Source organism: Collinsella sp. An2 (assembly GCF_002160065.1).
In the GTDB taxonomy this organism is placed as follows: Bacteria; Actinomycetota; Coriobacteriia; order Coriobacteriales; family Coriobacteriaceae; genus Limicola.
In genome coordinates this window covers 26,338-47,607 of sequence record NZ_NFJW01000016.1, presented here as the reverse complement: position 1 = coordinate 47,607, position 21,270 = coordinate 26,338, and the positions used below count along the sequence as shown (strand labels likewise).

The following is a 21,270-nucleotide window of genomic DNA, read 5'->3' as shown; positions in this document are numbered from 1 at the left end:
GCCAACGCCGGCGCCCGCTACATCAGCCCGTTCGTGGGCCGCTTCGACGACATCGCCGAGGACGGCATCGAGCAGCTCGCCAACGTCGTGACCTGCGTCAAGAACTACGACTGGACGGGCAAGAACGTCGACGACCAGGTGGAGATCATCACCGCCTCGGTGCGCACCCCGAACCACGTGACCCAGGCGGCCCTGCTCGGAGCCGACATCGCCACCGTGCCGTTCGCCGCGCTCAAGAAGTGCCTCAAGCACCCGCTCACCGACCAGGGCCTGGCCTCCTTCGAGGCCGACTGGAAGAAGGTCGTTGACGCCCAGTAAGGCGCTGTTTTGTCACGCCCGCCGCGGGGTCTTGCCCTGGGGCGGGCATGCTTTGAAAGGAGGCACCTCATGACCGACGACCAGCTGAAGAAGGTCGCGAACGAGGTCCGCAAAGGCGTCATCATCGGTACGCACGCCGCGAAGTCCGGCCACCCGGGCGGTTCGCTTGGCGCTGCCGACATCATGACGTATCTGTATTTTGAAGAGATGAACATCGATCCGGCCGACCCGCACAAGGCCGACCGCGACCGCTTCGTGCTGTCGAAGGGCCATTGCGCGCCGGGCCTGTACGCCACGCTTGCCGAGCGCGGCTACTTCCCCAAGGAGGACCTGGAGACGCTGCGCCACATCGGTTCTCACCTGCAGGGTCACCCCAACATGAACGACACCCCGGGTGTCGATATGTCCACCGGCTCGCTTGGCCAGGGCATCTCGGCCGCGGTGGGCATGGCGCTTGCCGCTAAGCACTGGGGCGATACCTATCGCACCTATGCGCTGCTGGGCGACGGCGAGATCGAGGAGGGTCAGGTCTGGGAGGCTGCCATGTTTGCCGGCAACCACCAGCTCGACAACCTCTGCGTGATCGTCGACCACAACGGCCTGCAGATCGACGGCACCATCGAGGAGGTCAACTCCGCGATGCCCATCGCCGACAAGTTCCGCGCCTTCAAGTTCCACGTGATCGAGGTCGCCGACGGCAATGACATGGCGCAGCTTCGCGCGGCTTTCGCCGAGGCCCGCGAGACCACCGGTGCCCCGACGTGCATCGTCTGCGAGACGGTCAAGGGCAAGGGCGTCTCGTTCATGGAGAACCAGGTGGGCTGGCACGGCAAAGCCCCCAACGATGAAGAGTTCGAGCAGGCCATGGCCGAGCTTTCGAAGGAGGCCTAGAGATGGCAGATGTGAAGAAGATCGCCACGCGCCAGAGCTATGGCGAGGCCCTGGTCGAGCTGGGCGCCGAGCACGATGACTTCGTCGTCTTTGACGCCGACCTCGCCGCTGCCACGCAGACCGGTAAGTTCAAGGCCGCCTATCCCGACCGCTTCTTTGACGCCGGCATCGCCGAGTCCAACATGATGGGCCTTGCTGCGGGCGTTGCGACCACCGGCCGCGTCGCCTTTGCAAGCACCTTTGCGATGTTCGCCGCTGGCCGCGCCTTTGAGCAGGTGCGCAACTCCATCGGGTACCCGCACCTCAACGTGAAGGTCGGCGCCACGCACGCCGGCATCTCCGTGGGCGAGGACGGCGCTACCCACCAGTGCAACGAGGATATCGCCCTCATGCGCACCATCCCCGGCATGACGGTGATCGTGCCTGCCGACGACGTAGAGGCTCGTGCGTGCGTCCGCGCCGCCTACGAGTACGAGGGCCCGGTCTACATGCGCTTTGGTCGCCTGGCCACCCCGGTCATCAACGACCGCCCGGACTACTCGTTCGAAATCGGCAAGGGCATCGTCATGCGCGAGGGCGCAGACGTCACCATCGTCGCCTGCGGCCTCATGGTTGCCGCCGCGCTCGAGGCCGCCGAGAAGCTGGCTGCCGACGGCATCGACGCCGAGGTCATCGACATGCACACCATCAAGCCGATCGATGCTGAAACCATCATTGCGAGCGCGCGTAAGACCGGCAAGGTCGTCACCGCCGAGGAGCACTCGGTGATCGGCGGCCTGGGCAGCGCCGTGTGCGACGTGCTGGCCGAGTCCTGCCCCGTTCCGGTGAAGAAGGTCGGCGTGCAGGACGTGTATGGCGAGTCTGGCCCCGCGGTCGACCTGCTGAAGAAGTATGGCCTTGACGCCGACGGCGTGGAGGCTGCCGTGCGCGAGCTGCTGGCCTAGCGCGCGTATCGTCGCATGATGCGATAACAATCCAACGGCGCCGCACCGATAACGGTGCGGCGCCGTTTTTCTACGGATTCCGTGTGGTGCCCAGAGCGTTTGGATGCCGAGAATCTGTTTCGAAAGGCGTTTGAGGGGCAATCGAGGGGGAGTGCCATATGAGTATCACCATTGAGCAGGGGAATCGCGACGATGCGTTCGCGGTGCGCCGCGCTGTCTTCATGGAGGAACAGGGGTACGAAAACGAGTTCGAACCACTCGATGACGTGCCCGAATGCATCCATGTGACCGCTTATGTGGACGGCGAACTCGCCGGATGCGCCCGCACCTTCCCCGAGCCGCTTGAGCATGCATTTGCACCCGATGCTCCACACGCTCCTGCAAGCGCCCTTGACGCCAATGTCACACCCCAGGAGATTTACCTGCTGGGTCGCGTGGCAGTGATGCCCGCATTTCGTCGGCAGGGCCTGGCAAGCATGTTGGCGCGCGAGGCCGCGCGCCTCGCCGCGGCCGCTGGTGCGCGCGTTATGAAGCTGCACGGTCAGGAGTATGTGCAGGGCATGTATGCCAAACTGGGTTACGACCCCATCGCGCCGGTCGACTACGAGGATGAGGGCCAGCCGCACGTGTGGATGGCAAAGCGTTTGGACGGCGCATCGGAATAAGTGCCGCTTGTAGCACATGTCTTTCGTGCGGCGCCGGCATGCGCCGGCGCGAGCGCGCTGCCTGTGGACCGCGAACGTGGCGGCCGGCCGGGTTAGTTACAAGAAGCTCCCATAGCGCTCGATCGCAGGCAGCAGCTTCTGGCGAAGAAGCTGCTGGCGCGTGGCAAACGCGTCGCTGCGCACGCGTATCCGGCGCCCCGTGGCCCGAGCGATGTCGTCTACGAGCTGCTGAAACAAATGCTCTTGAACAAGGTCGTCATACCAGACGTTCAAGATGGTCATGCCGGTGCCGGCAATCTTGTTCTGGCGGCGGTCGTCGCGGCTTGTGCGTTCAAGTGAATGCGCCTCTTTGCCTTTATATTCGAGACCTAGGTTGTATGCCACGAACGCCGCGTCTATCCAGCGTGGGCCGGTGGAGGTCTGGACCTGATAGTTCAACGCAACGGGACCCAGGTCCAACCCGCCAAGGCGGCGTGGGAGGGTAAGCAGCATGCACAGTATGGTTTCCATGGGAGAGTTCGAGCCGTTGCGGATAAGCGAAAGGGCCCCGCGAGCTCGTTTTATGCCTCTCCTGTGGGGCAGCTGGTCTGCTAAGCGGGCTATCTTCTCGACGGACGTCATGGCAATCCCCGTGTTTACCAATCCGTCCCAGGATTGGTCGACTACGTACGTCCCGCACAGCTCATAGCCGATTAATATAAGGTCAAGTTCGTCGAGAGCGCTGCTGGAGGCAAGGTCACAGAAGAGCAGCTCTGGGCCAGTTACCAGAATGCACCTGTTCACAACAATTAGGCTGCGACGCGGTAGGTCTGTTAGCTGTTTATGGCAAACGACATCATCACGGCTGCGCCAGTCTGCGTGAGATCCCACCATCAGGTGGTAGGGCCGGGTCTTTACGCCCACTCTAACGAGCTCATCTTCCAGGATTGCGTGCGGCGGGATGCCCAAGCCGGTCGTTTTTGAGGTTCGGGGAAGTTCAAGCAGCTCGGGCAGGAGGCGTCCATACGAACGCAGCAGCTCCAATCCCGATATGTTGCAGACGCAGGCTCGCATGTCCTGCTCCAATCGCCAAAATGTATAAACTACAGTCAGTTGTGTATCAAAAATCCGCTGCTTCCACTCTCGCGTACGCTAAAAATCAAATGGGTGGTCAATTTACCCACTGAGGTAGTTTTTCTTATCTCCAACTTGGACGTACAAGGGCGTCCTCGCGCCTCAACGGAGCCATTTTTCCGGTGGGCGTGCAGTAAATGGGGTGTTATTAGCGCCTTTTGGCGTATGCATGTAACATCGAGGCGCCTCAAAAAACTACCTCAGTGGGTAAATTGACCACACAAACGATTTCTAGCGTGAATTCCCAGCGCGATCGAAATGAGCGCATCATGGTGGGCGGTGTGTTTTGCCGGCGGCAGGTGTTTTGTATGCGCCTCAATGCATGCACTGGGAACGTTGCGGCTGTTCAATGAAATAATCTAAGTCTTTAACACTAAGGTTTTATGAGCGTCCAGATGGGTACTATGCACTAGGAACATGAACAATGGCCCACGAGGCGTCAGACGGGTGCAATCCCGTATTGCAGGCAGAAGGGATGACGGTACATGCGTCAATTCAAGACCGAGAGCAAGAAGCTCCTCGACCTCATGATTAACTCGATTTACACCAACAAGGAGATCTTCCTGCGCGAGCTGATCTCGAATGCGTCCGACGCCGTGGACAAGCTGAACTTCAAGAGCCTTTCTGACGATAGCGTCAAGCTCGATGAAGGCGACCTGGCTATTCGCGTTGCCTTCGATCGCGATGCCCGCACGATCACGATCTCGGACAATGGCATCGGCATGACCGAGGAGGAGCTTGAGCGCAACCTGGGCACCATCGCACACTCCGGCAGCGAGGAGTTCAAGGAGGCAAACGCCCAGAGCCAGGGCGACGCCGTAGACATCATCGGCCAGTTTGGCGTGGGTTTCTACTCGGCGTTCATGGTCGCAAGCCGCGTCCGCGTGGTGTCGCGCGCGTATGGCGAGGACACCGCACATGTGTGGGAGAGCGACGGCCTAGAGGGCTATACCATCGAGCCGGGCGAGCGCGCGACCCATGGCACCGACGTCATCCTCACAGTGCGCGAGAACGAGCCCGGTCACGATGGCGAGGAGGGCGAGAACTACGATCGCTATCTCACCGAGTGGGGCCTCAAGGACCTCATCAAGCGCTATAGCAACTACGTGCGCTACCCGATTCAGATGATGGTCACGAAGTCCCGCCAGAAGCCCAAGCCCGAGGACGCCGGCGACGACTACAAGCCCGAGTATGAGGACTATCAGGAGCTTGAGACCATCAACTCCATGACGCCGATTTGGAAGAAGCGCAGCTCGGACGTAAGCCAGGATGACTACAACGAGTTCTACAAGAGCACCTTCCATGATTTTGAGAACCCGGCCCGCGCCATCAGCTTCCATGCCGAGGGCGCGCTCGAGTACGACGCACTGCTGTTTATCCCTGGCCGTGCGCCGTTCGACCTGTACAGCAAAGACTACGAGAAGGGCCTCGCGCTCTACAGCTCCAACGTCATGATCATGGAGAAGTGCGCTGACCTGCTGCCCGACTACTACAACTTCGTGCGCGGCGTGGTCGACTCGGCCGACGTGTCGCTTAACATTTCCCGTGAGACCTTGCAGCACGATCGCCAGCTGCGCGCCATCGCCCGCCGCGTGGAGAAGAAGATCACGAGCGAGCTGGAGGACATGCGTGACAACGACCGTGAGACCTACGAGAAGTTCTTCGAGAACTTCGGTCGCGGCCTCAAGTACGGCATCTATGCGAGCTATGGCGCGAAGGCCTCCGAGCTGGCCGACCTGCTGCTGCTCTGGAGCGCGAAAGAGCAGAAGATGGTCACGCTTGCCGAGTATGCGAAAGCCATGCCCGAAGGTCAGAAGGCCATCTATTACGCCGCGGGCGACGACCGCGAGCGTCTGGCGAAGATGCCGGTGGTGACGGGCGTGCTGGCGCGCGGCTACGACGTGCTGCTGTGCACGCAGGACGTGGACGAGTTCACCTTCCAGTCCATGCGTGAATACGTGGCTAGGGATATGCCCAAGGTCTACGAGGATGACGCGGCGCGCGAGGCGGCCGAGAAGGCCCAGGCCGACGGCGCCGAGCCCGAGACCGAGGACCGTCATCTGGCGCTCAAGAACGTCGCGACCGGCGACCTCGACCTTGCCACCGAGGACGAGAAGAAGGATGCCGAGGAGGCAACCAAGGAGCACGAGGGCCTGTTCGACGCCATGAAGGAGGCGCTCGGCGACAAGGTCGAGAAGGTCGCCGTGTCGTCGCGTCTGGTTGATGCGGCGAGCGCACCGGCATGCATCACGACCGAAGGCCCGCTGTCGCTCGAGATGGAGAAGGTCCTGAAGAAGGGCCCGGATGGCGATATGCCCGGCGTGCCGCAGGCGCAGCGCGTGCTGGAGCTCAACGCGAAGCATCCGGTTTTCCAGAAGCTGGCCGCTGCTCAGGAGGCAGGCGACACCGACAAGCTGAAGCTCTATGCAGGTCTGCTCTACGATCAGGCGCTGCTCGTTGAGGGCCTGCTGCCTGAGGACCCCGTAGCGTTTGCCCAAAACGTCTGCGAGCTCATGTAGCAAAGCGCACGTCGTCCAACAGCGGCGGAGCATAGCGGCGGTGAAGCGTCGCACAACATCGGTGGGGCTCGCGCGGCGCAATCGCAGCGCGAGCCCCACCGTGGTAACGGTGCACTGTGCAACGCGATGCGGCCGTGGCGCCGTGCCGGTTGTGCGTGACTGCTCGTGCGATTGCCCGTGTAACAATCCCGCTCATAACAGAAAACCCGGCGTCCGAGGTTTCGGAGCCGGGTTTTCTGCGAGTCGCCACAAAGGCGGCGCGCTGTAGAAGGGGAAGGGGAGAGAAAGCCTTTACAGCGCTGCCGCGTGATTAAGGGGCTGCACGCTTAATGCATCGAGCAGCGCGCGGCAGGACGATACAAGGTTGTCCCGCTGGTCGCGCGAGCGATGCGATGCAGCCGACTGCTGGCGAGCGGTGGGGGAGCTGAGGAGGCCTGATCTCTGTGTCGGGGGGAAGGAGAGTTGGTCCGCATGTGAGGATGGCTGCATGGCTGCTCGTGTGTCAGCTGCGTCTCTGGGAGAAAACATGCGATAGCCTCCTCGCTCACCACCTGTACCATACGCGCAAGGAGTGCTGCTTCTCCTGCGCTGACCTCATTATGTCCAGGGTGCCGAGAAGCTACACCACAAGCCTGCTTAAGACCTTCTTACGCCTTCGTGAAGGACCCGTGATTCCGCAGGTGGTATGCGAAATCTGAGCCAGTTGCAGCGTGTGAGACAGGCGCCTGTACAGGTGGGATATTGTGGCGAAACCATGGCCGAGCCGTGATGAAACCATGAATGCGTCTGCGGCGCCGCCGGCTGCCGCCCAAGGCCGAGGCACTCCCGCCCGTGCGGTAGCCTGGCTGCTCTATCGCTTGGCGGCGCGCACCGTGGCGATGACCTTGTCCATGGTCTCGTCGATACAGTCGCGTTTGAGCTGGCATTCCCAAATCGTTATAGGGGTCCAACCCATCTCGGTAAGCTCGGAGATAGCCTTAGCGTCACGCTCGACGTTGCGGCGAAACTTGGCCTCCCAAAACTCGGTATTGCGCTTGGGGGTGCTGGGATGGCAGTGCGGGCAGCGATGCCAGAAGCACCCGTTTACAAAGATGGCAACCTTGCGGCCGGGAAACGCGATGTCGGGACGGCCCGGCACCTTTTTCCACTGCAGGCGATAGCCGGTGAGTCCGGCGGCTCGCAGGCGCTGGCGCACAAGCAGCTCGGGCTTGGTGTTCTTGCCGCGATTGCCCTGCATGGAGTGGCGGCTGTCGTGGCGGCGCTTGACCAGCGCCTGTTCGGACGCGGCGTCGTGCGTCTCGGAGAGGGCATCGATAAGCCCCTGATCTGCCGGCATCCATTCCAGCGTGGCCAGGGAGCGCCGAGACACCCAGCGAATGTCGAGCTGGCGGTCAGAGCGCTGTGGCTCCTTCGATGCGTCGTCAAGCTCGCAGAAGAAGCACTCCATGGACAGGTGAAAGTCGGGGTAGTCGTATTCGACGGTATAGAAATCCCGCAGGTTGGTGACGCGCACCTGAAGCTCCTCGGCAAGTTCGCGCCGGCAAGCGTCCTCGGGCGTCTCGTCGCGCTCGATCTTGCCGCCCGGGAACTCCCAGAGCCCTGCCATATCCCCATAGCCGCGCTGGACCGCGAGCACCTCGTCATGGTTTCCGTCGCGGCAGATGATGCCGGCGGATACGCGGACGGTTTTCATGGGGCTCCTCCAGATGCACTCGGGGATAGAAACGCATATGCATCCTAGCAGATAGCAGCCACCACCTGCCGCTTAAGGCTTCCTTCAGCATACCTTACAAAAGCGCAAGCTCGCTGTAAGCCAAATCGATGGCAGCGCGTGGGCGGTGCTGCGAGTATAGGGTCAGGAGGTGTCGATGATGAACATCACAAATGCAACCGCAACGACCCCAAGGCCCGCTACGTATGGTGTTACCGACCGCAACCCATATGCGGTGAGGCCGGCTGAGCGCAAGCATGGTCGGGTGACGCGAGCCGGCATGTCGCTTGTCGAGATGATCGCCTGGCTCGTCATTATGGCGGTGCTCTCGCTGGGTATGATCTGGCTTCTCTGGAAGACAGGCAACTGATAATCGCCGGGGCCGGGGCGGTGTGCCGTCCCGGCCGCACGCGGTGAGAGGCGCCGGCAAGGCGCTCCTGCTCTGAACGATATGGACGCCCCGCCCGCGACGTGGCTTCGCCCGCGACGTAGCCCCGCCCGCGGTGCGGCGTCTACGAGGAAGGAATACCATGAATCGCCTCACGAATGTTCCCACACGGCCTGGCGCCGCTTCGTCCCGTCACGGCGCTGCGCCTACGGTCCCTGCCCAGGTCGCGCCGAACGCTGCGGTTGTGGCACCGAACGCTTCGACCACGGCGCCGGCAGCAGCCGCCGTGCCGCCGACCGCAGCCACCACAGCGCCGACCACGTCCGCGCCTGCGGCCCCCGGGGTGCACATGCGTCTGGATGCGCAGGCGGCCCGCAAGGGTGCGGCCCCGGCCTTCGCGCCCTCCGCCCGCCAACAGCCGGTCCTAGACGTCCGCCACATCGAGAAGGTCTATGGCGCGCGCGGCAACCTGACCCGAGCGCTCGTCGACGTGTCGTTTACCGTCATGAAGGGCGATTTCGTAGGCATCATGGGCGCGTCGGGATCGGGCAAGTCGACCCTGCTCAACTGCGTGTCCACCATCGATGCAGTCACGAGCGGCAACGTGCTTGTAATGGGCGAGGACGTCACGAAGCTCAAGTCCTCTAAGCTCACGCGATTCCGCCGCGAGCAGCTGGGCTTTATCTTCCAGGACTCCAACCTGCTGGACACCCTCACCGCGCGCGAGAACATCGCGCTGCCGCTTACCATCAGCCATGTACCTGCCAAGGAGGTGCTGAGCCGCGTCGAAGAGGTCGCCGGCCGTCTTGGCATCCACGAGACGCTCGACAAGTATCCCTATCAGCTTTCGGGCGGGCAGCAGCAGCGCGTTGCCGCAGCTCGCGCGCTCGTGACCGACCCCGCCATCATCATGGCCGACGAGCCCACAGGCGCGCTTGACTCCAAAAACGCGCGCCTGCTGCTTGAGAGCTTCGAAGCCATGAACAAGAGCTATCAGGCGACGGTGCTCATGGTTACGCACGACAGCTTTGCCGCGAGCTACACGCACCGTGTGCTCTTCATCCGCGACGGGCGCATCTTTACGGAGCTGCGTCGCGGCGACTCCACGCGCCAGGAGTTCTTCGAACGCATCATGGAGGTCGTGGCCATGATGGGCGGGGAGGGGTCCGATGCTCTGTAAGATCGCTTTGGGCAACGTGCGGCGTGCGGGTAAAGACTACCTCGTTTACCTGCTTACGCTCACGCTGGCCGTCACCGTGTTCTATGCGTTCAACACCATCTCCCTGCAGGTGGACATCGCCGGCGTCACCCAGGAAAACGCCGGCATGGGCGAGACGCTTGGCAGCATCATTTCGGGCCTCACGGTGTTTCTTGCCGTGGTCATGGGCTTTCTTATGGTGTATGCGAACAACTTCATCATGAAGCGGCGCAAGAAGGAGTTTGGCCTGTACCAGGTGCTTGGCATGAGTCGCGGACAGGTGGCCCGCATCATGGCGCTCGAGACCCTGTTCGTGTCGCTTGCGGCGCTGGTGCTTGGTGTGGTGCTGGGCCTTGCGCTCTCGCAGCTCATGGTGTTTTTCACAGCGTCGCTCTTCAAGACGCAGATCGCCAACTTCCACTTCTTCTTCTCGGTTGGCGCCTTCATGACCACCGTGGGATGCCTGGTCGCGATCTTCCTGGTGACGCTCATCTTCAACCTGCGCGTGGTCGCCCGCGCCCGCATCATCGACCTCATGAGTGCAAGCCGCAAAAACGAGACCATCAAAACACGGAACCCCTGGGTCTCGGCGGCGATTTTCATCGTGGGGCTGGCGGCGATCATCGTGGCGTATGTGCGCCTGCTCAACGACGGCCTGCCCTACGACGGCTCGCCCCAGGCCATGCAGGCGTTTCTCATCACCACTATCATCGTCGTGGTGGGCACGATTCTTTTCTTCTTTGGGCTTTCGGGCTTTTTGCTCAAGGCGCTGCAGGGCGCTCGCGGCATCTACTGGCGCGGCCTCAACATGGTCACGCTGCGTCAGCTTGCCGCGAAGGTGAACACGGTGAGCTTCTCTATGGCCATGATCGCCATGATTCTCTTTTTGGCCATCACGTCGGTCACGGCGGGCATGTCGCTCGCAAGCGTCATGAACGAAAACGTGGACCGCGGCACGCCCGTGGATTTCACGCGCTGCCTTGTGTACTTTAGCCCACAGACGGTCGACGAGATGAACGCCTCGGGCGATGCACCCGAAGACCCGTCGCCCACGCACTATGCGGTGGCGACGGAGCCGGTGGACCTTATGAAGGCAAGCGAGGCCGACACGTTTATGTCGGGTGAGCGCGAGGGGCAGCCGTTCGATCTGCAGTCGATTGTGGGCGACTACGTAGAGGTCAACGCCTACGACTCGACGCCGCTGGGCACAGATGCCCCGGTCGTGTCGCTGCAGGGCCTGTGCGATGCGGTGAACATGCCGTTGCCCAAGGGCGTGAGCGACGCGGGCGTGGAGACGCTGGGGCTTATGGTGATGCGCGCGAGCGACTACAACGCGTACCGCGCCTTCCGAGGAATGGATGCGCTCGATGTGGGCGAGGACGGCTACACGCTTCTCTCCGATATGGGCGACACCGTGAACCGGGTGTACAACGCCGTGCTCGGCCAGGGCATAGGCCTTACGATCGGCGGGCGGTCGCTGCATCCCGTGCAGGATCGCGTGGACGTGGAGGCGAGCGTCTTCATCAACTCCTCGATGGGCATGAATTCCGGCACGATCGTGCTGCCCGACGATGTGGTCGATTCGCTGAACCTGCCGCTTTACTACGGATACCTGCTGTGCAACTACGCCGACGGCGTCAGCGTGCAGGACGGTGACGACTACGTGTCGGAGCCCCGCTCGTACGGCGAGATCACGAACAGCCAAGGCGATGTCGTGGCTGGGTGGGGCGTCGAGGCGACGCGCACGACGACCTACCAGTCGGTGGACTCCATGAACGGCCTCATCAGCTACCTGGCCATCTACATCGGCTTTGTGCTCGTGGTCGCATGCGCTGCCATTCTCACCATCCAGCAGCTCTCGGGTGTGGCCGACGCCGGCCCCAACTACCGCATCCTGTCTGAGCTGGGCACCTCCACGCGCGAGATCTCGCATTCGGTGCTGGTGCAGCAGGCGATCTTCTTCGTCTTTCCGCTGGTGATGGGCATCGCGCACTCCTGCGTGGCGCTCTCGGTGATCATCGAACTCGTGGCGCTGTTTGGCGGCATGTCCATCGGTGGCACGGTGGGGCTTACGGCGGCGATTTTTGTCGTGGCCTACGGCGGGTACTTCCTGGTGACCTATCTCATGAGCAAGGGCATCATTCGCGACGCCGTCCGAGTGCGTCACGGGGAGTAGTCGGTCGAGCGGCAGGGGCCCGCCAGAGCGGCGGACTTCGACCGCGAGCTCCGCCGGAGGCGCCGGCCTTCGAAGCAGGGGTGGTGGCATCCAGCCCCGCCCCTGCTGGAGACGCACGACACACAACAGGGAACAACAGCAATAGGTTGAAAGGGGTGCGCTGTGAAACGCGTACTGGGAATCGTCGTGACGTGTTTGGTCATTTGTGCGGCGGCTGCGGCGGCCTGGTGGGGGTACCAGCAGGTATTCGTGGACTCGTCGGAGTGGTACGTGCAGGTGGATAACGCGCGCCTCACCAAGGCAGATGAGAACAACAACGGCTTTGACTATCACTACGACCTGCCTGCAGCAGATGCCCAGGGCAAGCAGGAGACGCTGGGGTTCGATGCCTCGCACGAGCTGCGCGAGGGGGCCTATCTCAAGCTCGAGACGCTTGCGTTGCGCGGCGTGGTGAGCTGGGAAGAGGTGTCGTGGGACGAGATTCCCGCGGCGGCTCAGGACAAGCTTTCCGCACCGGACGCTGCATCGGCTGCCGCGCCGGACGCCGCTCCGGACGTCGCCGCTGAAGCCGCGGTGGGCGCTGAGGCGGCGGCGTAGCCGACACATCCCCGGCAGCCGTGTGCCGTCTGCGCGCGGCTGTCCCCATTGGAGCGCATTGCACCGAAAGGAGTCACGTCATGTCCAAGGGCATCAACTGGTCCGCTGTGATCCAAACCGTTACCGACTCCTGGCTTCCGCTTTTGGGGTGGCTTGCCGCCGCGGCGGTGGTGTGGCTGGTTGCCGGCACCATTCGTCGCAATCGCTAGCGCGGCGGCGCGTGCGGTAGCGCTATGGCACGGGCAGTAGTGCGGCGGCGCGCGTATGCCCCGTCAGGACTTCCAGAAGTCTACGCACACGTCGTCGCGGGTCTTTTGCTCGGTCTTGACCAAGATATTGTGCACGTGCGCCTTGACGGTGCCCACGGCTAGATAGAGCTCATCGGCAATCTCCTGGTTGTTCTTGCCCAACAGCACCAGGCGCAGCACCTCGGCTTCGCGCGCCGAGAGCCCATGGGCATCGCGATAGAAGGGCATCTGCTCGTCGATGTGGCGGTCCAGGTCGCTCACATCCTCCTTCTGCGGCACCTCTTTCATGCGGATGGAGAGCACGTTGACGGCGTTGCGAATGAGAAAAACCGCCAAGTAGCACATGAGCACGTTTTCCGAGAGGTTGCGCTCAGACAGATAGAGGGGCAGCCAGTCGGGATAGATGCTCATGGGAGAACCCAGGATGACGATGCTGTCCTCGATGAGCACCACGAGGGTCAAGACGGCAGTCACCGCGAGCGGTGTGCGAAACCGCTGGAGCCGCGTGCGGTAGCTTTGGTCCGTTGAGCGACGATAGGTGTAGAGGCAGTAGGCGTACACGAAGAACAAGAACAGCTGCCGCGTGGTGTAGTAGAGCCACTGGCGCCAGGGGCCTGTGGGCAGCAGGGCAAGGATCGCCACGTTCGATAGAGCGAAGACGACGACTGGCGTCCAAAACCTGCGTGAAGAGATGCGGTCGAGCGCGTCGAGCACGATGGCCCAGATGCATCCGTTCAGTATGGAGATCACAACGGTGCGAAAGACCGGCATGGTGATCTCGTAGTACATGCCGGCGTCGAAGGGAAGGTTCTGCATGGCGTACTCGCCGAAGAAGATCTCGGTGGTCTCGACGGCGTAGAGCGCAAAGATGCCGGCGGCAAAGAGGTACGACCGGCGCCGGCACGAGAGGTAGGTCGCACCGGCGATCGCGGCGGTGAGGACGCAGATCACCAGAAGCGCGAGCGTATAGAAGAAAAACACGTAGTTCATGGTCGCTCCATCCGCCATTTGGGTTCCAGTTGATGGTACCGGCGGTTTGGGGCGATTCCTGTCCAGTAATGTGTCTAAACTGTAAGCACATTTGTGAGCTGCGGGTTTACTGAGTTTAGCGCGGATATATTTCCGCCAGCGGTGCTCAATCGACCGTTCACGCCTCTGCACCGCGTGTTGTTGGGGTCGAAGACCCCCTGCCGTTTGCGGGACGCATCCGACCGTTCGCCTCAGGCGTCTCGAGGCGCCACAATCGGCGAGCGGCAGGCCCGTCGGCGCGTCCGTGCGTGCGGTGTGCGCCTGACCTGTGGAGGCGTGCGCGGTTTAGACCGGTCCTATTTCCGCCAGCGGCATTTAACCCAGCATAAACTCACGCTTTTTTGAGCGAGGCGAAAAGATGGAGTCAGCGGGGACGCGCACCACGGCGTCCCAAGAGACAAGGTCGCGGGCCAAACCGCGACCGCCGGGTTTAGGAGGAACCATGGTTAAGGACTTCATCGACACCAACGACTTCACCAAAGAGGAGATCCTCGCGATCGAGGACCTGGGCCTCGCCATGAAGAAGGCCATTAAGGAGGGCGGCTACTATCCGCACCTGCTGCGCAACAAGAGTCTCGGCATGATCTTCCAGCAGGTCTCCACCCGCACGCGCCTCTCCTTCGAGACGGCCATGACCGACCTCGGCGGCCACGCGCAGTTCTACGGCCCCGGCAGCATCCAGCTGGGCGGCCACGAGTCCCTTGGCGACACCGCTCGCGTCATGGGCAGCTTGCTTGACATCATGATGGCGCGCGTCGACCGCCACAAGGACGTGGTGGGCCTTGCCGCCGGCTCTGCCGTGCCGGTCATCAACGGCATGTCCGAGTATAACCATCCCACGCAGGAGATGGGCGACCTCATGACCATGCTCGAGAACCTGCCCGAGGGCAAGAAGATCGAGGACTGCACGCTCGCGTTCATCGGCGACGCCACGCAGGTCTGCGTCTCGCTCATGTTCATCTGCTCCAAGATCGGCATGAACTTCGTGCAGTTTGGTCCCAAGGGCCATCAGGTCACGGACGGCGGCCTGCAGGTCGAGAACAAGGTCGACCTGGTGGCTATCGCCGAGGAGAACTGCAAGGTCTCCGGTGGCACCATCACCATCTCCGACGACATCGAGTGCATCAAGGGCGCCGACTTCATCTACACCGACGTGTGGTACGGCCTCTATGACGAGGAGGTCTCGGGCGAGAGCTACATGGACGTGTTCTATCCCAAGTACCAGGTGACCATGGACATGATGAACTACGCCGGCCCCAACTCCAAGTTCATGCACTGCCTGCCCGCCACCCGCGGCGAGGAGGTCGTGGACGAGGTCATGGACGATCCCGAGCGTTCACTCTGCTGGGTCGAGGCCGAGAACCGCAAGCACTCCATCCGCGCACTGCTGGCCGCCCTTGGTCCCCGCACGCCGCTCAACGATGAGGGCGTGGACTACGCGGGCAAGGACGAGCTGCACGCCGCCCTCTCCAAGATCGAGGCACTGCAGGCCTAAGGCCTGAAGCCTGAGGCGACCTTTGGCGCCTCCCACCCGGCAACCGGGAGCGTTTGTCTCTTTGCGTTTCCGGTCGCTTTCCCTTCTGCTGCACGGCGCGGCGACCATGCGGGCCCGCGCCGTGCGACCCACGCACCAATGTGTGACTCGTCCGGAAGCCACAGGTGTGCTTTAGACGCCTGCTTTAGAGCTGTGGAGCTGCGCCTGCGCTTCTGGACCGGCGGATGCTCGTCTCCGCCACGGTATGGCCGGCACCCCCTCGCATGTCTTGCGACGGCACGCCGGCGTTGCAACGACTGAGCAAAGGATTTTGTATCATGGCAGAAAAAGCAAAGAAGCTATCGTTTCTGACCGTCATCGCGTCGGTCATCTGCGTCGTGTTTGTCTGCGAGGCCGCCGCTCCCGCTGCGGCCATTGGAAACCAGCAGTTCTTCTGGTGGATCTTCCTCATCCTCACGTTTTTGCTGCCCTACGGCATGGTGGTCGCCGAGCTGGGAACCACCTACGACTCTGAGGGCGGCCTCTACGACTGGGTGCGCGAAGCGCTCGGTGACAAATGGGGCGCGCGCGTTTCGTACTACTACTGGGTGAACTACCCGCTGTGGGTGGCATCGCTCGCAACGCTGTTCCCCGACATTCTGGGCATGGTCTTTGGCGTGAGCTTTGACCTCCCGGTGGCGCTGGTAATCGAGCTCATTTTCGTGTGGGTCGTCGTGGTCATGGGCTTTTCCAAGGTCTCCGACTCCGAGTGGATCCTCAACGGCGGCGCCGTGCTGAAGGTTGCCATCGCCGTCGCCGTGGGCGCGCTGGGCATCTGGTTTGCCACGCAGCATGGATTTGCCGGCGACATGAGCCCGCAGACGTTCCTGCCCGACCTCACCAACACGAGTGCGCTCGGCTACCTGTCCGTTATCATCTTCAACTTCATGGGCTTCGAGGTCGTGTGCACGTTCGCAAACGACATGTCCGACCCCAAGCGCGACATCCCGAAGGCCATCATCATGGGCGGCCTCGCCATCGGTGTGATCTACCTCTTCTGCGGCTTTGGCATCGGCGCGGCGATTCCGGCCGACCAGATCGACCCCGACTTCGGCATGATCGTGGCCGTGCGCACCATCGTGGGTGACTCGCCGATCTTCTCCGTCATCGCCATCGTGTTTTTGATCACGCTGTTCGCCAACATGGCCTCGTGGTCCTTCGGCGTGAACTCTGTGGCGTGCTATGCCGCCAAGCATGGCAACATGCCCAAGGTGTTTGGTTACGAGAACCCCAAGACCGGCATGCCCACGCACGCCTCGGTGGTCAACGGCGTCGTCGCCACGCTTGCGCTGCTGCTGCAGCTTGTGCCCATCCCCGCGGTGTCCGAGGGCGTCTTCTGGATGCTCTTCTCGGCCAACGTCGTGTTCCTGCTCATCTCCTACATCCCCATGTTCCCGGCGTTTTTGAAGCTGCGCCGCGTCGACGCCGACCGTCCGCGCGTCTTCACCTTCCCCTTCAAGGGCAAGGCCATGATGGTGGCGCTCGTCATACCGGCAATCGAGCTCGTGCTCGCCATCATCGCCACGGTGGTGCCGCTGTCGGCGGATGAGGTGGCCGACAAGCTGCCCATTCTCATTGGCGTGGTCTTCTTCATCGCTGTGGGGGAGGTCGTTCGCGTGGTGAGCGCACGCGGTCGCGCCGAGGAGTATCACGGACTTACGCCGGAGCTTGCGGCGGAGCGTCTGGCCGAGGAGGCCAAGGCCGAGTAGCCGCTTGCGGTCTGCAGGAGCAGCTGCCCGCGATGCGCAGAGAAAGCCTCCTGCCGCCCATCGGGGCGGGGCCACGCCGGGCGAGCTGGATATTCCCCGTCCCGTTCCTATCAGCAACGAAACCTTTTAGGTCATAACCACTCGATTTGGAGGTTCCCATGCGTACCATCACCGAGTCCGAATCCACCCCTAAGGCCGACGGCTTCTACATGCCCGCCGAGTTCGCGCCGCAGGACCGCGTGTGGATGGGTTGGCCCCACCGCACCGACACCTGGGCCCACGGCGCCAAGCCCGCGCAGAAGCAGTATGCTGCCATCGCCCGCGCCATCGCCGAGTTCACGCCGGTCTACATGTGCGCCAACCAGGCCGACTACGCCAACTGCAAGGCGGTCTTTGAAGAGGACGAGAACATCACGGTGCTCGAGATGACCACCGACGACGCCTGGTTCCGCGACACCGCCGCGACGTACGTCATCGACGGCAAGGGCGACAAGCGCGCCTGCCACTGGCACTTCAACGCGTACGGCGGCATGATCGACGGTCTGTACTTCCCGTGGGACAAGGACGAGCAGATCGCCCTCAAGATGGCCGAGCTCTCTGGATGCCGCCGCTATCGCCCCGACGACATGATTCTCGAGGGCGGCTCGATCACCGTCGACGGCGAGGGCACCGTCGTCGTGACCGACCAGTGCCTGCTCTCTCCGGGCCGCACCGCCTCTGCCGTGCGCGTGGAGGAGGACGAGGACGACCTGTGGCCGAGCTACGCCCTTAAGTTCCAGCCCTGGAGCGAGGAGCTGCGCGCATACATGACCGAGCACCTCGAGCAGTACCTGGGCGTCGACAAGGTCATCTGGGTCAAGGAGGGTATTGACCCGTGTGAGACGAATGGCCACATCGACGACGTCGCGACCTTCATCGCGCCTGGCGTCATGGCCTGCATCTGGACCGACGACCCCGAGTACCCCTTCTACCGCCAGTGCCACGAGGCGTACGAGACGCTCTCGAACGCGGTGGACGCCAAGGGCCGCAAGCTCAAGGTCTACAAGCTTCCCATGCCCGTGAAGCCGCTCTATATGGACCAGGCCTCCTGCGACTCCATCGACATCGACGAGAACGCAGAGCCCCGTGTGCCCGATGAGCCGCTGATCGCGTCCTACATGAACTACCTCGTCACCAACCACGGCGTCATCGTGCCGCAGTACGGCGACGAGAACGACCAGCTGGCCGTCGATACGCTCCAGAAGATCTACGACGAGGTCTGGGGCGAGGGCGTGTACCGCTGCGTAGGCGTCAAGTCCGAGCAGGTCGTGTATGGCGGCGGCAACATTCACTGCATCACGCAGCAGGAGCCGTCTGCGTAATCGTTTCTCCTCTCGCGGGGCGTCCGAGCGGCGCCCCGCATCATCTTCTGCACACGCTGTCCCCGCGCGCATGCCGGGGACATGACCAGTGAAGGGAACCGCTATGTCCAAGCCTATCGGCAAGCCCGACCGTATCGTTGTCGCGCTGGGCGGCAACGCTCTGGGAGACACCCCGGCCGAGCAGATCGAGCGCGTGAACCACGCCGCGCATGCGCTCATCGGCCTCATCGAGCAGGGCAACGAGATCATCATCACCCACGGCAACGGCCCGCAGGTGGGTATGATTCAGAACGCCTTCGCCGCGGCGCACAACGCGATCGGCACGCCCGAGATGGACCTGCCCGAATGCGGCGCCATGAGCCAGGGCTACATCGGCTACCACCTGCAGCAGGGCATCGGCCGCGAGATGCATCGCCGCTACAAGCGCTGGCACGTGGCCACCGTGGTGACGCAGATCGAGTGCGACCCGGACGACCCGGCGTTCCAGAATCCCACTAAGCCGATTGGCCCATTTTATACCGAGGAGCAGGCCCGCGAGCTCATGGCCGCTGACCCCGAGAAGATGTTCGTGGAGGATTCCGGCCGCGGATGGCGCCGCGTGGTGGCCTCTCCCGAGCCCAAGAAGATCGTCGAGGCCGATTCGATCCTGAACCTGCTCGACAACGAGTTCATCGTCATCGCCTGCGGCGGCGGTGGCATCCCGGTCGTGCGCGATTACGCGGACAAGGGCTGCTACAAGGGCGTGGCCGCGGTCATTGACAAGGACATGGGCGGCGAGCTTTTGGCCGAGGACTGCGACGCGCAGGTGCTGTTCTTGCTGACTGCCGTCGAACACGTGGCGGTCAACTTTGGCAAGCCCGACCAGCGCGACCTGACGGAGGTCTCGGCGGACGAGGCCGAGCGTCTGGCCGACGAGGGCCAGTTTGGCAAGGGTTCCATGGAGCCCAAGGTGCGCGCCGCCATCAAGTTTGCGCGCTCCCGTAAAGGTCGTGTGTGCATCATCGGTGCCCTCGACAAGGCCGCCGAGACCATGGCCGGCCTCTCCGGCACGCGCATCTACGCCTAGGGCGTTACAAAGGCGAGCACAACCACCGCACTTCATACAGGGCCGGCCCGGCGGCGAGATGCTGTCGGGCCGGCTTTGCTGGCATTGTGGTCGTTACTGCTGCTAGTACTGAAGCTTTGCGGTGCGACAGGTGTGTTCAAAGATCAGCTGTCCCGCCACGATGGCGACCGCGCCGACGGCGAGGGTGACCACATGCCCAACCGTGACCTCGGTGACAGCCGAAAGCAGCATGGTGCCTGCGCCTCCGCCGAAGCCGATCGCCATACCGCCGAAGACGCACACCATCACAGGCAAGCCACGCTTGACCACCTCGTTTGGGGAGCTCCAGTCCAGGTTGGGGTTGCGCGCGTCAAGGTGCAGCGCAATGCAGGTGACCAGGTAGAAGCCGCCAAAGCCTACGATAAGAATCTCGAGGGCGGTCACCGGGGCGATCTGTCCTGTTCCCAGAAGTACGCCGGTGCAGAGCGCGAGCACGGCGGCGACGGGAATGGCGTTGGCGGCAAGCTTGGCGCCCAATACGGTGCGAGGTGGTATCGGCAGCGTTTCCATGATCCAGGCACCGCGCCCTTCCATAGAGACCGAGCATGCGGCGGTGGGGCTCATGGTCGCAAAGAAGGCGAACATCCACGGCACGATGAGCATGATCTGCCCCAGCGCCGCGTCAATGTCTTGCGCCGAGAGGTCGACGCCGTCGATGACTCCGGAAAGCAGCAGGTCGCGCAGGCCCACAACCGACAGCGCAATAGCGATGACTATGAGAAAGACATAGCCAAACAGGCAGTTGATGGCATAGGCGGGCACCCCCACCATGGTGGCGAACTCTTTGTGAAGGAGCGCTTGGAACGGCGTGCGCGAGCGCATGGACACGGGCGCCGCGGCGTCGGTGCGGGCAGCTTGGTCGGCCCTTGCGCGCTGCGCCGGTCCAGAGCGTCGGCCGGTCCGTGCGACGAGCATGCCCGTGAGCGCAAGGTAGTTGCGCTGGATTACTTCGAGTGTAAGCGCAGGTATGGCCAGGGAGAGCCCGACGAACAGCAGCAGGCTTACCACAGACCCCGAGGTCACCGCCGAGGCTGCCCAGTTGGCGGGCGGCCAGAACGTGGCGATGCCGCTGCTCGCGGTGGAGGCCAGGGAAGTCACCATGGCCATGGCAGCAGCGTCGTCCTGACGGGGCATGGCGAAGGAGAACCCATAGATGCCCACGACGAGCGCGGTGATGAGCGCAAGCGTCAGAACGATATAGGCGGAATTGGCATGCCGGAACCGCGCAGCAAGCGCCGTGAGCCCAAACGAGGCGAAAACGGCGATGCTCACCGGGATGGCGGGGGCAAGCACTACGGTGACGGCCGCGCACACCACGCCGGGTACCGTTGCTCCCGTTTCCAGGAAGTAGGCAGCGTAGAGCGGTCCCGCAAGCAGGATCGATGTGGCCACAGATGCAAGATAGAGGCTTGCCAGACGCGATGCGACCACGGTTCGACGCGGGACGGGCAGCGCCATGACATGGTCAAAGTCGGTGAGCTCGAACAGGGTGCCGCGCGTCTTTGCGAAGGCAAACCCCACGCCGCCCAGGGCGCCGGCGAGCACGGCAAAGACAGGGATGGCGTTCGCGAGCCCCAGGGCAACAAGGCCGCAGCCCATCATGAACAGGTATCCAACGCAGATTACGGCGAGCACCACATAGCCAAGGGCGGCCAGGGCTATACGCCCCTTCGTTCTGCGCTTTCCATGGTTGCGATGTCCCGGTGCGAGCGAATTAAGAAGGCCAAGCAGTTGGACGCGGCACAGAATGACAAAGTCGTGCAT

Annotated in this window: 18 protein-coding genes; 14 read left to right on the top strand and 4 right to left on the bottom strand. The window is 62.8% G+C overall.

Translation table 11 applies throughout. The annotated features are described in order from the left end of the window. The 4 genes from B5F33_RS09145 to B5F33_RS09130 all read left to right on the top strand — a co-directional run. Positions 1–318: transaldolase family protein (locus B5F33_RS09145; RefSeq protein ID WP_275532074.1), on the top strand; the 318-nt coding region annotated here is incomplete at its 5' end. Positions 319–387: 69 nt separating this feature from the next. Next, on the top strand, positions 388–1,209 hold the full coding sequence (locus B5F33_RS09140) for a transketolase (protein WP_087411504.1): 822 nt from the start codon (positions 388–390) through the stop codon (positions 1,207–1,209). Between the two features lie 2 nt (positions 1,210–1,211). After that, positions 1,212–2,153 carry a transketolase family protein gene (locus tag B5F33_RS09135; RefSeq protein ID WP_087411503.1) on the top strand — a complete coding sequence of 314 codons (942 nt, stop codon included), beginning with the start codon at positions 1,212–1,214 and terminating at the stop codon, positions 2,151–2,153. A gap of 158 nt (positions 2,154–2,311) precedes the next feature. Next, entirely contained in the window at positions 2,312–2,818 is a 507-nt protein-coding gene (locus B5F33_RS09130; protein ID WP_087411502.1) for a GNAT family N-acetyltransferase, read from the top strand. Positions 2,819–2,914: 96 nt separating this feature from the next. Here B5F33_RS09130 and B5F33_RS10840 read toward each other — a convergent pair whose 3' ends face one another. Further along, positions 2,915–3,439, bottom strand: a complete 525-nt coding sequence (locus B5F33_RS10840) for a hypothetical protein (RefSeq protein ID WP_158095347.1) — start codon at positions 3,437–3,439, stop codon at positions 2,915–2,917. 977 nt (positions 3,440–4,416) lie between these two features. Between B5F33_RS10840 and htpG the strand changes: the two genes are divergently transcribed. After that, on the top strand, positions 4,417–6,450 hold the full coding sequence (gene htpG, locus B5F33_RS09120; protein WP_087411500.1) for a molecular chaperone HtpG: 2,034 nt from the start codon (positions 4,417–4,419) through the stop codon (positions 6,448–6,450). An 850-nt stretch (positions 6,451–7,300) separates the two neighbouring features. Here htpG and vsr read toward each other — a convergent pair. Beyond that, the gene (gene vsr, locus B5F33_RS09110; protein ID WP_087411498.1) at positions 7,301–8,143 is read right to left on the bottom strand and encodes a DNA mismatch endonuclease Vsr; all 843 of its coding nucleotides are present in this window, start codon (positions 8,141–8,143) and stop codon (positions 7,301–7,303) included. A gap of 175 nt (positions 8,144–8,318) precedes the next feature. On the opposite strand from vsr, the gene B5F33_RS11040 reads away from it, so the two are divergent. From B5F33_RS11040 to B5F33_RS11095, 5 genes are all read left to right on the top strand, one after another. Continuing rightward, positions 8,319–8,531 (top strand): hypothetical protein, encoded by a 213-nt coding sequence (locus B5F33_RS11040; RefSeq protein WP_087411497.1) that lies wholly within the window; start codon positions 8,319–8,321, stop codon positions 8,529–8,531. 367 nt (positions 8,532–8,898) lie between these two features. Further along, positions 8,899–9,729, top strand: coding sequence for an ABC transporter ATP-binding protein (locus B5F33_RS09100; RefSeq protein WP_087411508.1), 831 nt, complete (start codon positions 8,899–8,901; stop codon positions 9,727–9,729). After that, positions 9,719–11,923 (top strand): ABC transporter permease, encoded by a 2,205-nt coding sequence (locus B5F33_RS09095; protein ID WP_087411496.1) that lies wholly within the window; start codon positions 9,719–9,721, stop codon positions 11,921–11,923. Before B5F33_RS09100 ends, B5F33_RS09095 begins: the two co-directional genes overlap by 11 nt. A 162-nt stretch (positions 11,924–12,085) precedes the next feature. Then, positions 12,086–12,520 (top strand): YxeA family protein, encoded by a 435-nt coding sequence (locus tag B5F33_RS09090; protein WP_087411495.1) that lies wholly within the window; start codon positions 12,086–12,088, stop codon positions 12,518–12,520. Positions 12,521–12,600: 80 nt separating this feature from the next. After that, positions 12,601–12,729 (top strand): hypothetical protein, encoded by a 129-nt coding sequence (locus B5F33_RS11095; protein ID WP_255376264.1) that lies wholly within the window; start codon positions 12,601–12,603, stop codon positions 12,727–12,729. A gap of 63 nt (positions 12,730–12,792) precedes the next feature. Here B5F33_RS11095 and B5F33_RS11035 read toward each other — a convergent pair whose 3' ends face one another. Continuing rightward, positions 12,793–13,758: a helix-turn-helix transcriptional regulator gene (locus B5F33_RS11035; protein WP_143757970.1), complete on the bottom strand. Its 966-nt coding sequence runs from the start codon at positions 13,756–13,758 to the stop codon at positions 12,793–12,795. A gap of 481 nt (positions 13,759–14,239) precedes the next feature. Here B5F33_RS11035 and ptcA point away from each other — a divergent pair, with 481 nt between their 5' ends. The 4 genes from ptcA (at position 14,240) to arcC (ending at position 19,467) form a co-directional block, all read left to right on the top strand. Next, a complete protein-coding gene (gene ptcA / locus B5F33_RS09080; protein WP_087411493.1) occupies positions 14,240–15,292 on the top strand; it encodes a putrescine carbamoyltransferase in 1,053 nt (350 codons plus the stop codon). A 317-nt stretch (positions 15,293–15,609) separates the two neighbouring features. Then, complete coding sequence (locus B5F33_RS09075; RefSeq protein ID WP_087411492.1) at positions 15,610–17,040, top strand: APC family permease; 1,431 nt, start codon at positions 15,610–15,612, stop codon at positions 17,038–17,040. 158 nt (positions 17,041–17,198) lie between these two features. Continuing rightward, complete coding sequence (locus B5F33_RS09070) at positions 17,199–18,401, top strand: agmatine deiminase family protein (RefSeq protein ID WP_087411491.1); 1,203 nt, start codon at positions 17,199–17,201, stop codon at positions 18,399–18,401. A gap of 103 nt (positions 18,402–18,504) precedes the next feature. Then, positions 18,505–19,467, top strand: coding sequence for a carbamate kinase (arcC, locus tag B5F33_RS09065; RefSeq protein ID WP_087411490.1), 963 nt, complete (start codon positions 18,505–18,507; stop codon positions 19,465–19,467). A gap of 102 nt (positions 19,468–19,569) precedes the next feature. Here the strand turns inward: arcC and B5F33_RS09060 are convergent, their stop codons facing one another. Then, positions 19,570–21,270 (bottom strand): hypothetical protein, encoded by a 1,701-nt coding sequence (locus B5F33_RS09060; protein ID WP_087411489.1) that lies wholly within the window; start codon positions 21,268–21,270, stop codon positions 19,570–19,572.

Bases quoted from the DNA above. Each gene is read 5' to 3' on its own strand.
- B5F33_RS11095 (WP_255376264.1), top strand. From the start codon at position 12,601: ATGTCCAAGGGCATCAACTGGTCCGCTGTGATCCAAACCGTTACCGAC.
- B5F33_RS11035 (WP_143757970.1), bottom strand. From the start codon at position 13,758: ATGAACTACGTGTTTTTCTTCTATACGCTCGCGCTTCTGGTGATCTGC.
- B5F33_RS11040 (WP_087411497.1), top strand. From the start codon at position 8,319: ATGATGAACATCACAAATGCAACCGCAACGACCCCAAGGCCCGCTACG.
- htpG (WP_087411500.1), top strand. From the start codon at position 4,417: ATGCGTCAATTCAAGACCGAGAGCAAGAAGCTCCTCGACCTCATGATT.
- B5F33_RS09130 (WP_087411502.1), top strand. From the start codon at position 2,312: ATGAGTATCACCATTGAGCAGGGGAATCGCGACGATGCGTTCGCGGTG.
- B5F33_RS09135 (WP_087411503.1), top strand. From the start codon at position 1,212: ATGGCAGATGTGAAGAAGATCGCCACGCGCCAGAGCTATGGCGAGGCC.
- ptcA (WP_087411493.1), top strand. From the start codon at position 14,240: ATGGTTAAGGACTTCATCGACACCAACGACTTCACCAAAGAGGAGATC.
- B5F33_RS09140 (WP_087411504.1), top strand. From the start codon at position 388: ATGACCGACGACCAGCTGAAGAAGGTCGCGAACGAGGTCCGCAAAGGC.
- B5F33_RS09075 (WP_087411492.1), top strand. From the start codon at position 15,610: ATGGCAGAAAAAGCAAAGAAGCTATCGTTTCTGACCGTCATCGCGTCG.
- B5F33_RS10840 (WP_158095347.1), bottom strand. From the start codon at position 3,439: ATGACGTCCGTCGAGAAGATAGCCCGCTTAGCAGACCAGCTGCCCCAC.
- arcC (WP_087411490.1), top strand. From the start codon at position 18,505: ATGTCCAAGCCTATCGGCAAGCCCGACCGTATCGTTGTCGCGCTGGGC.
- B5F33_RS09070 (WP_087411491.1), top strand. From the start codon at position 17,199: ATGCGTACCATCACCGAGTCCGAATCCACCCCTAAGGCCGACGGCTTC.
- B5F33_RS09100 (WP_087411508.1), top strand. From the start codon at position 8,899: ATGCGTCTGGATGCGCAGGCGGCCCGCAAGGGTGCGGCCCCGGCCTTC.
- vsr (WP_087411498.1), bottom strand. From the start codon at position 8,143: ATGAAAACCGTCCGCGTATCCGCCGGCATCATCTGCCGCGACGGAAAC.
- B5F33_RS09060 (WP_087411489.1), bottom strand. From the start codon at position 21,270: ATGCACGACTTTGTCATTCTGTGCCGCGTCCAACTGCTTGGCCTTCTT.
- B5F33_RS09095 (WP_087411496.1), top strand. From the start codon at position 9,719: ATGCTCTGTAAGATCGCTTTGGGCAACGTGCGGCGTGCGGGTAAAGAC.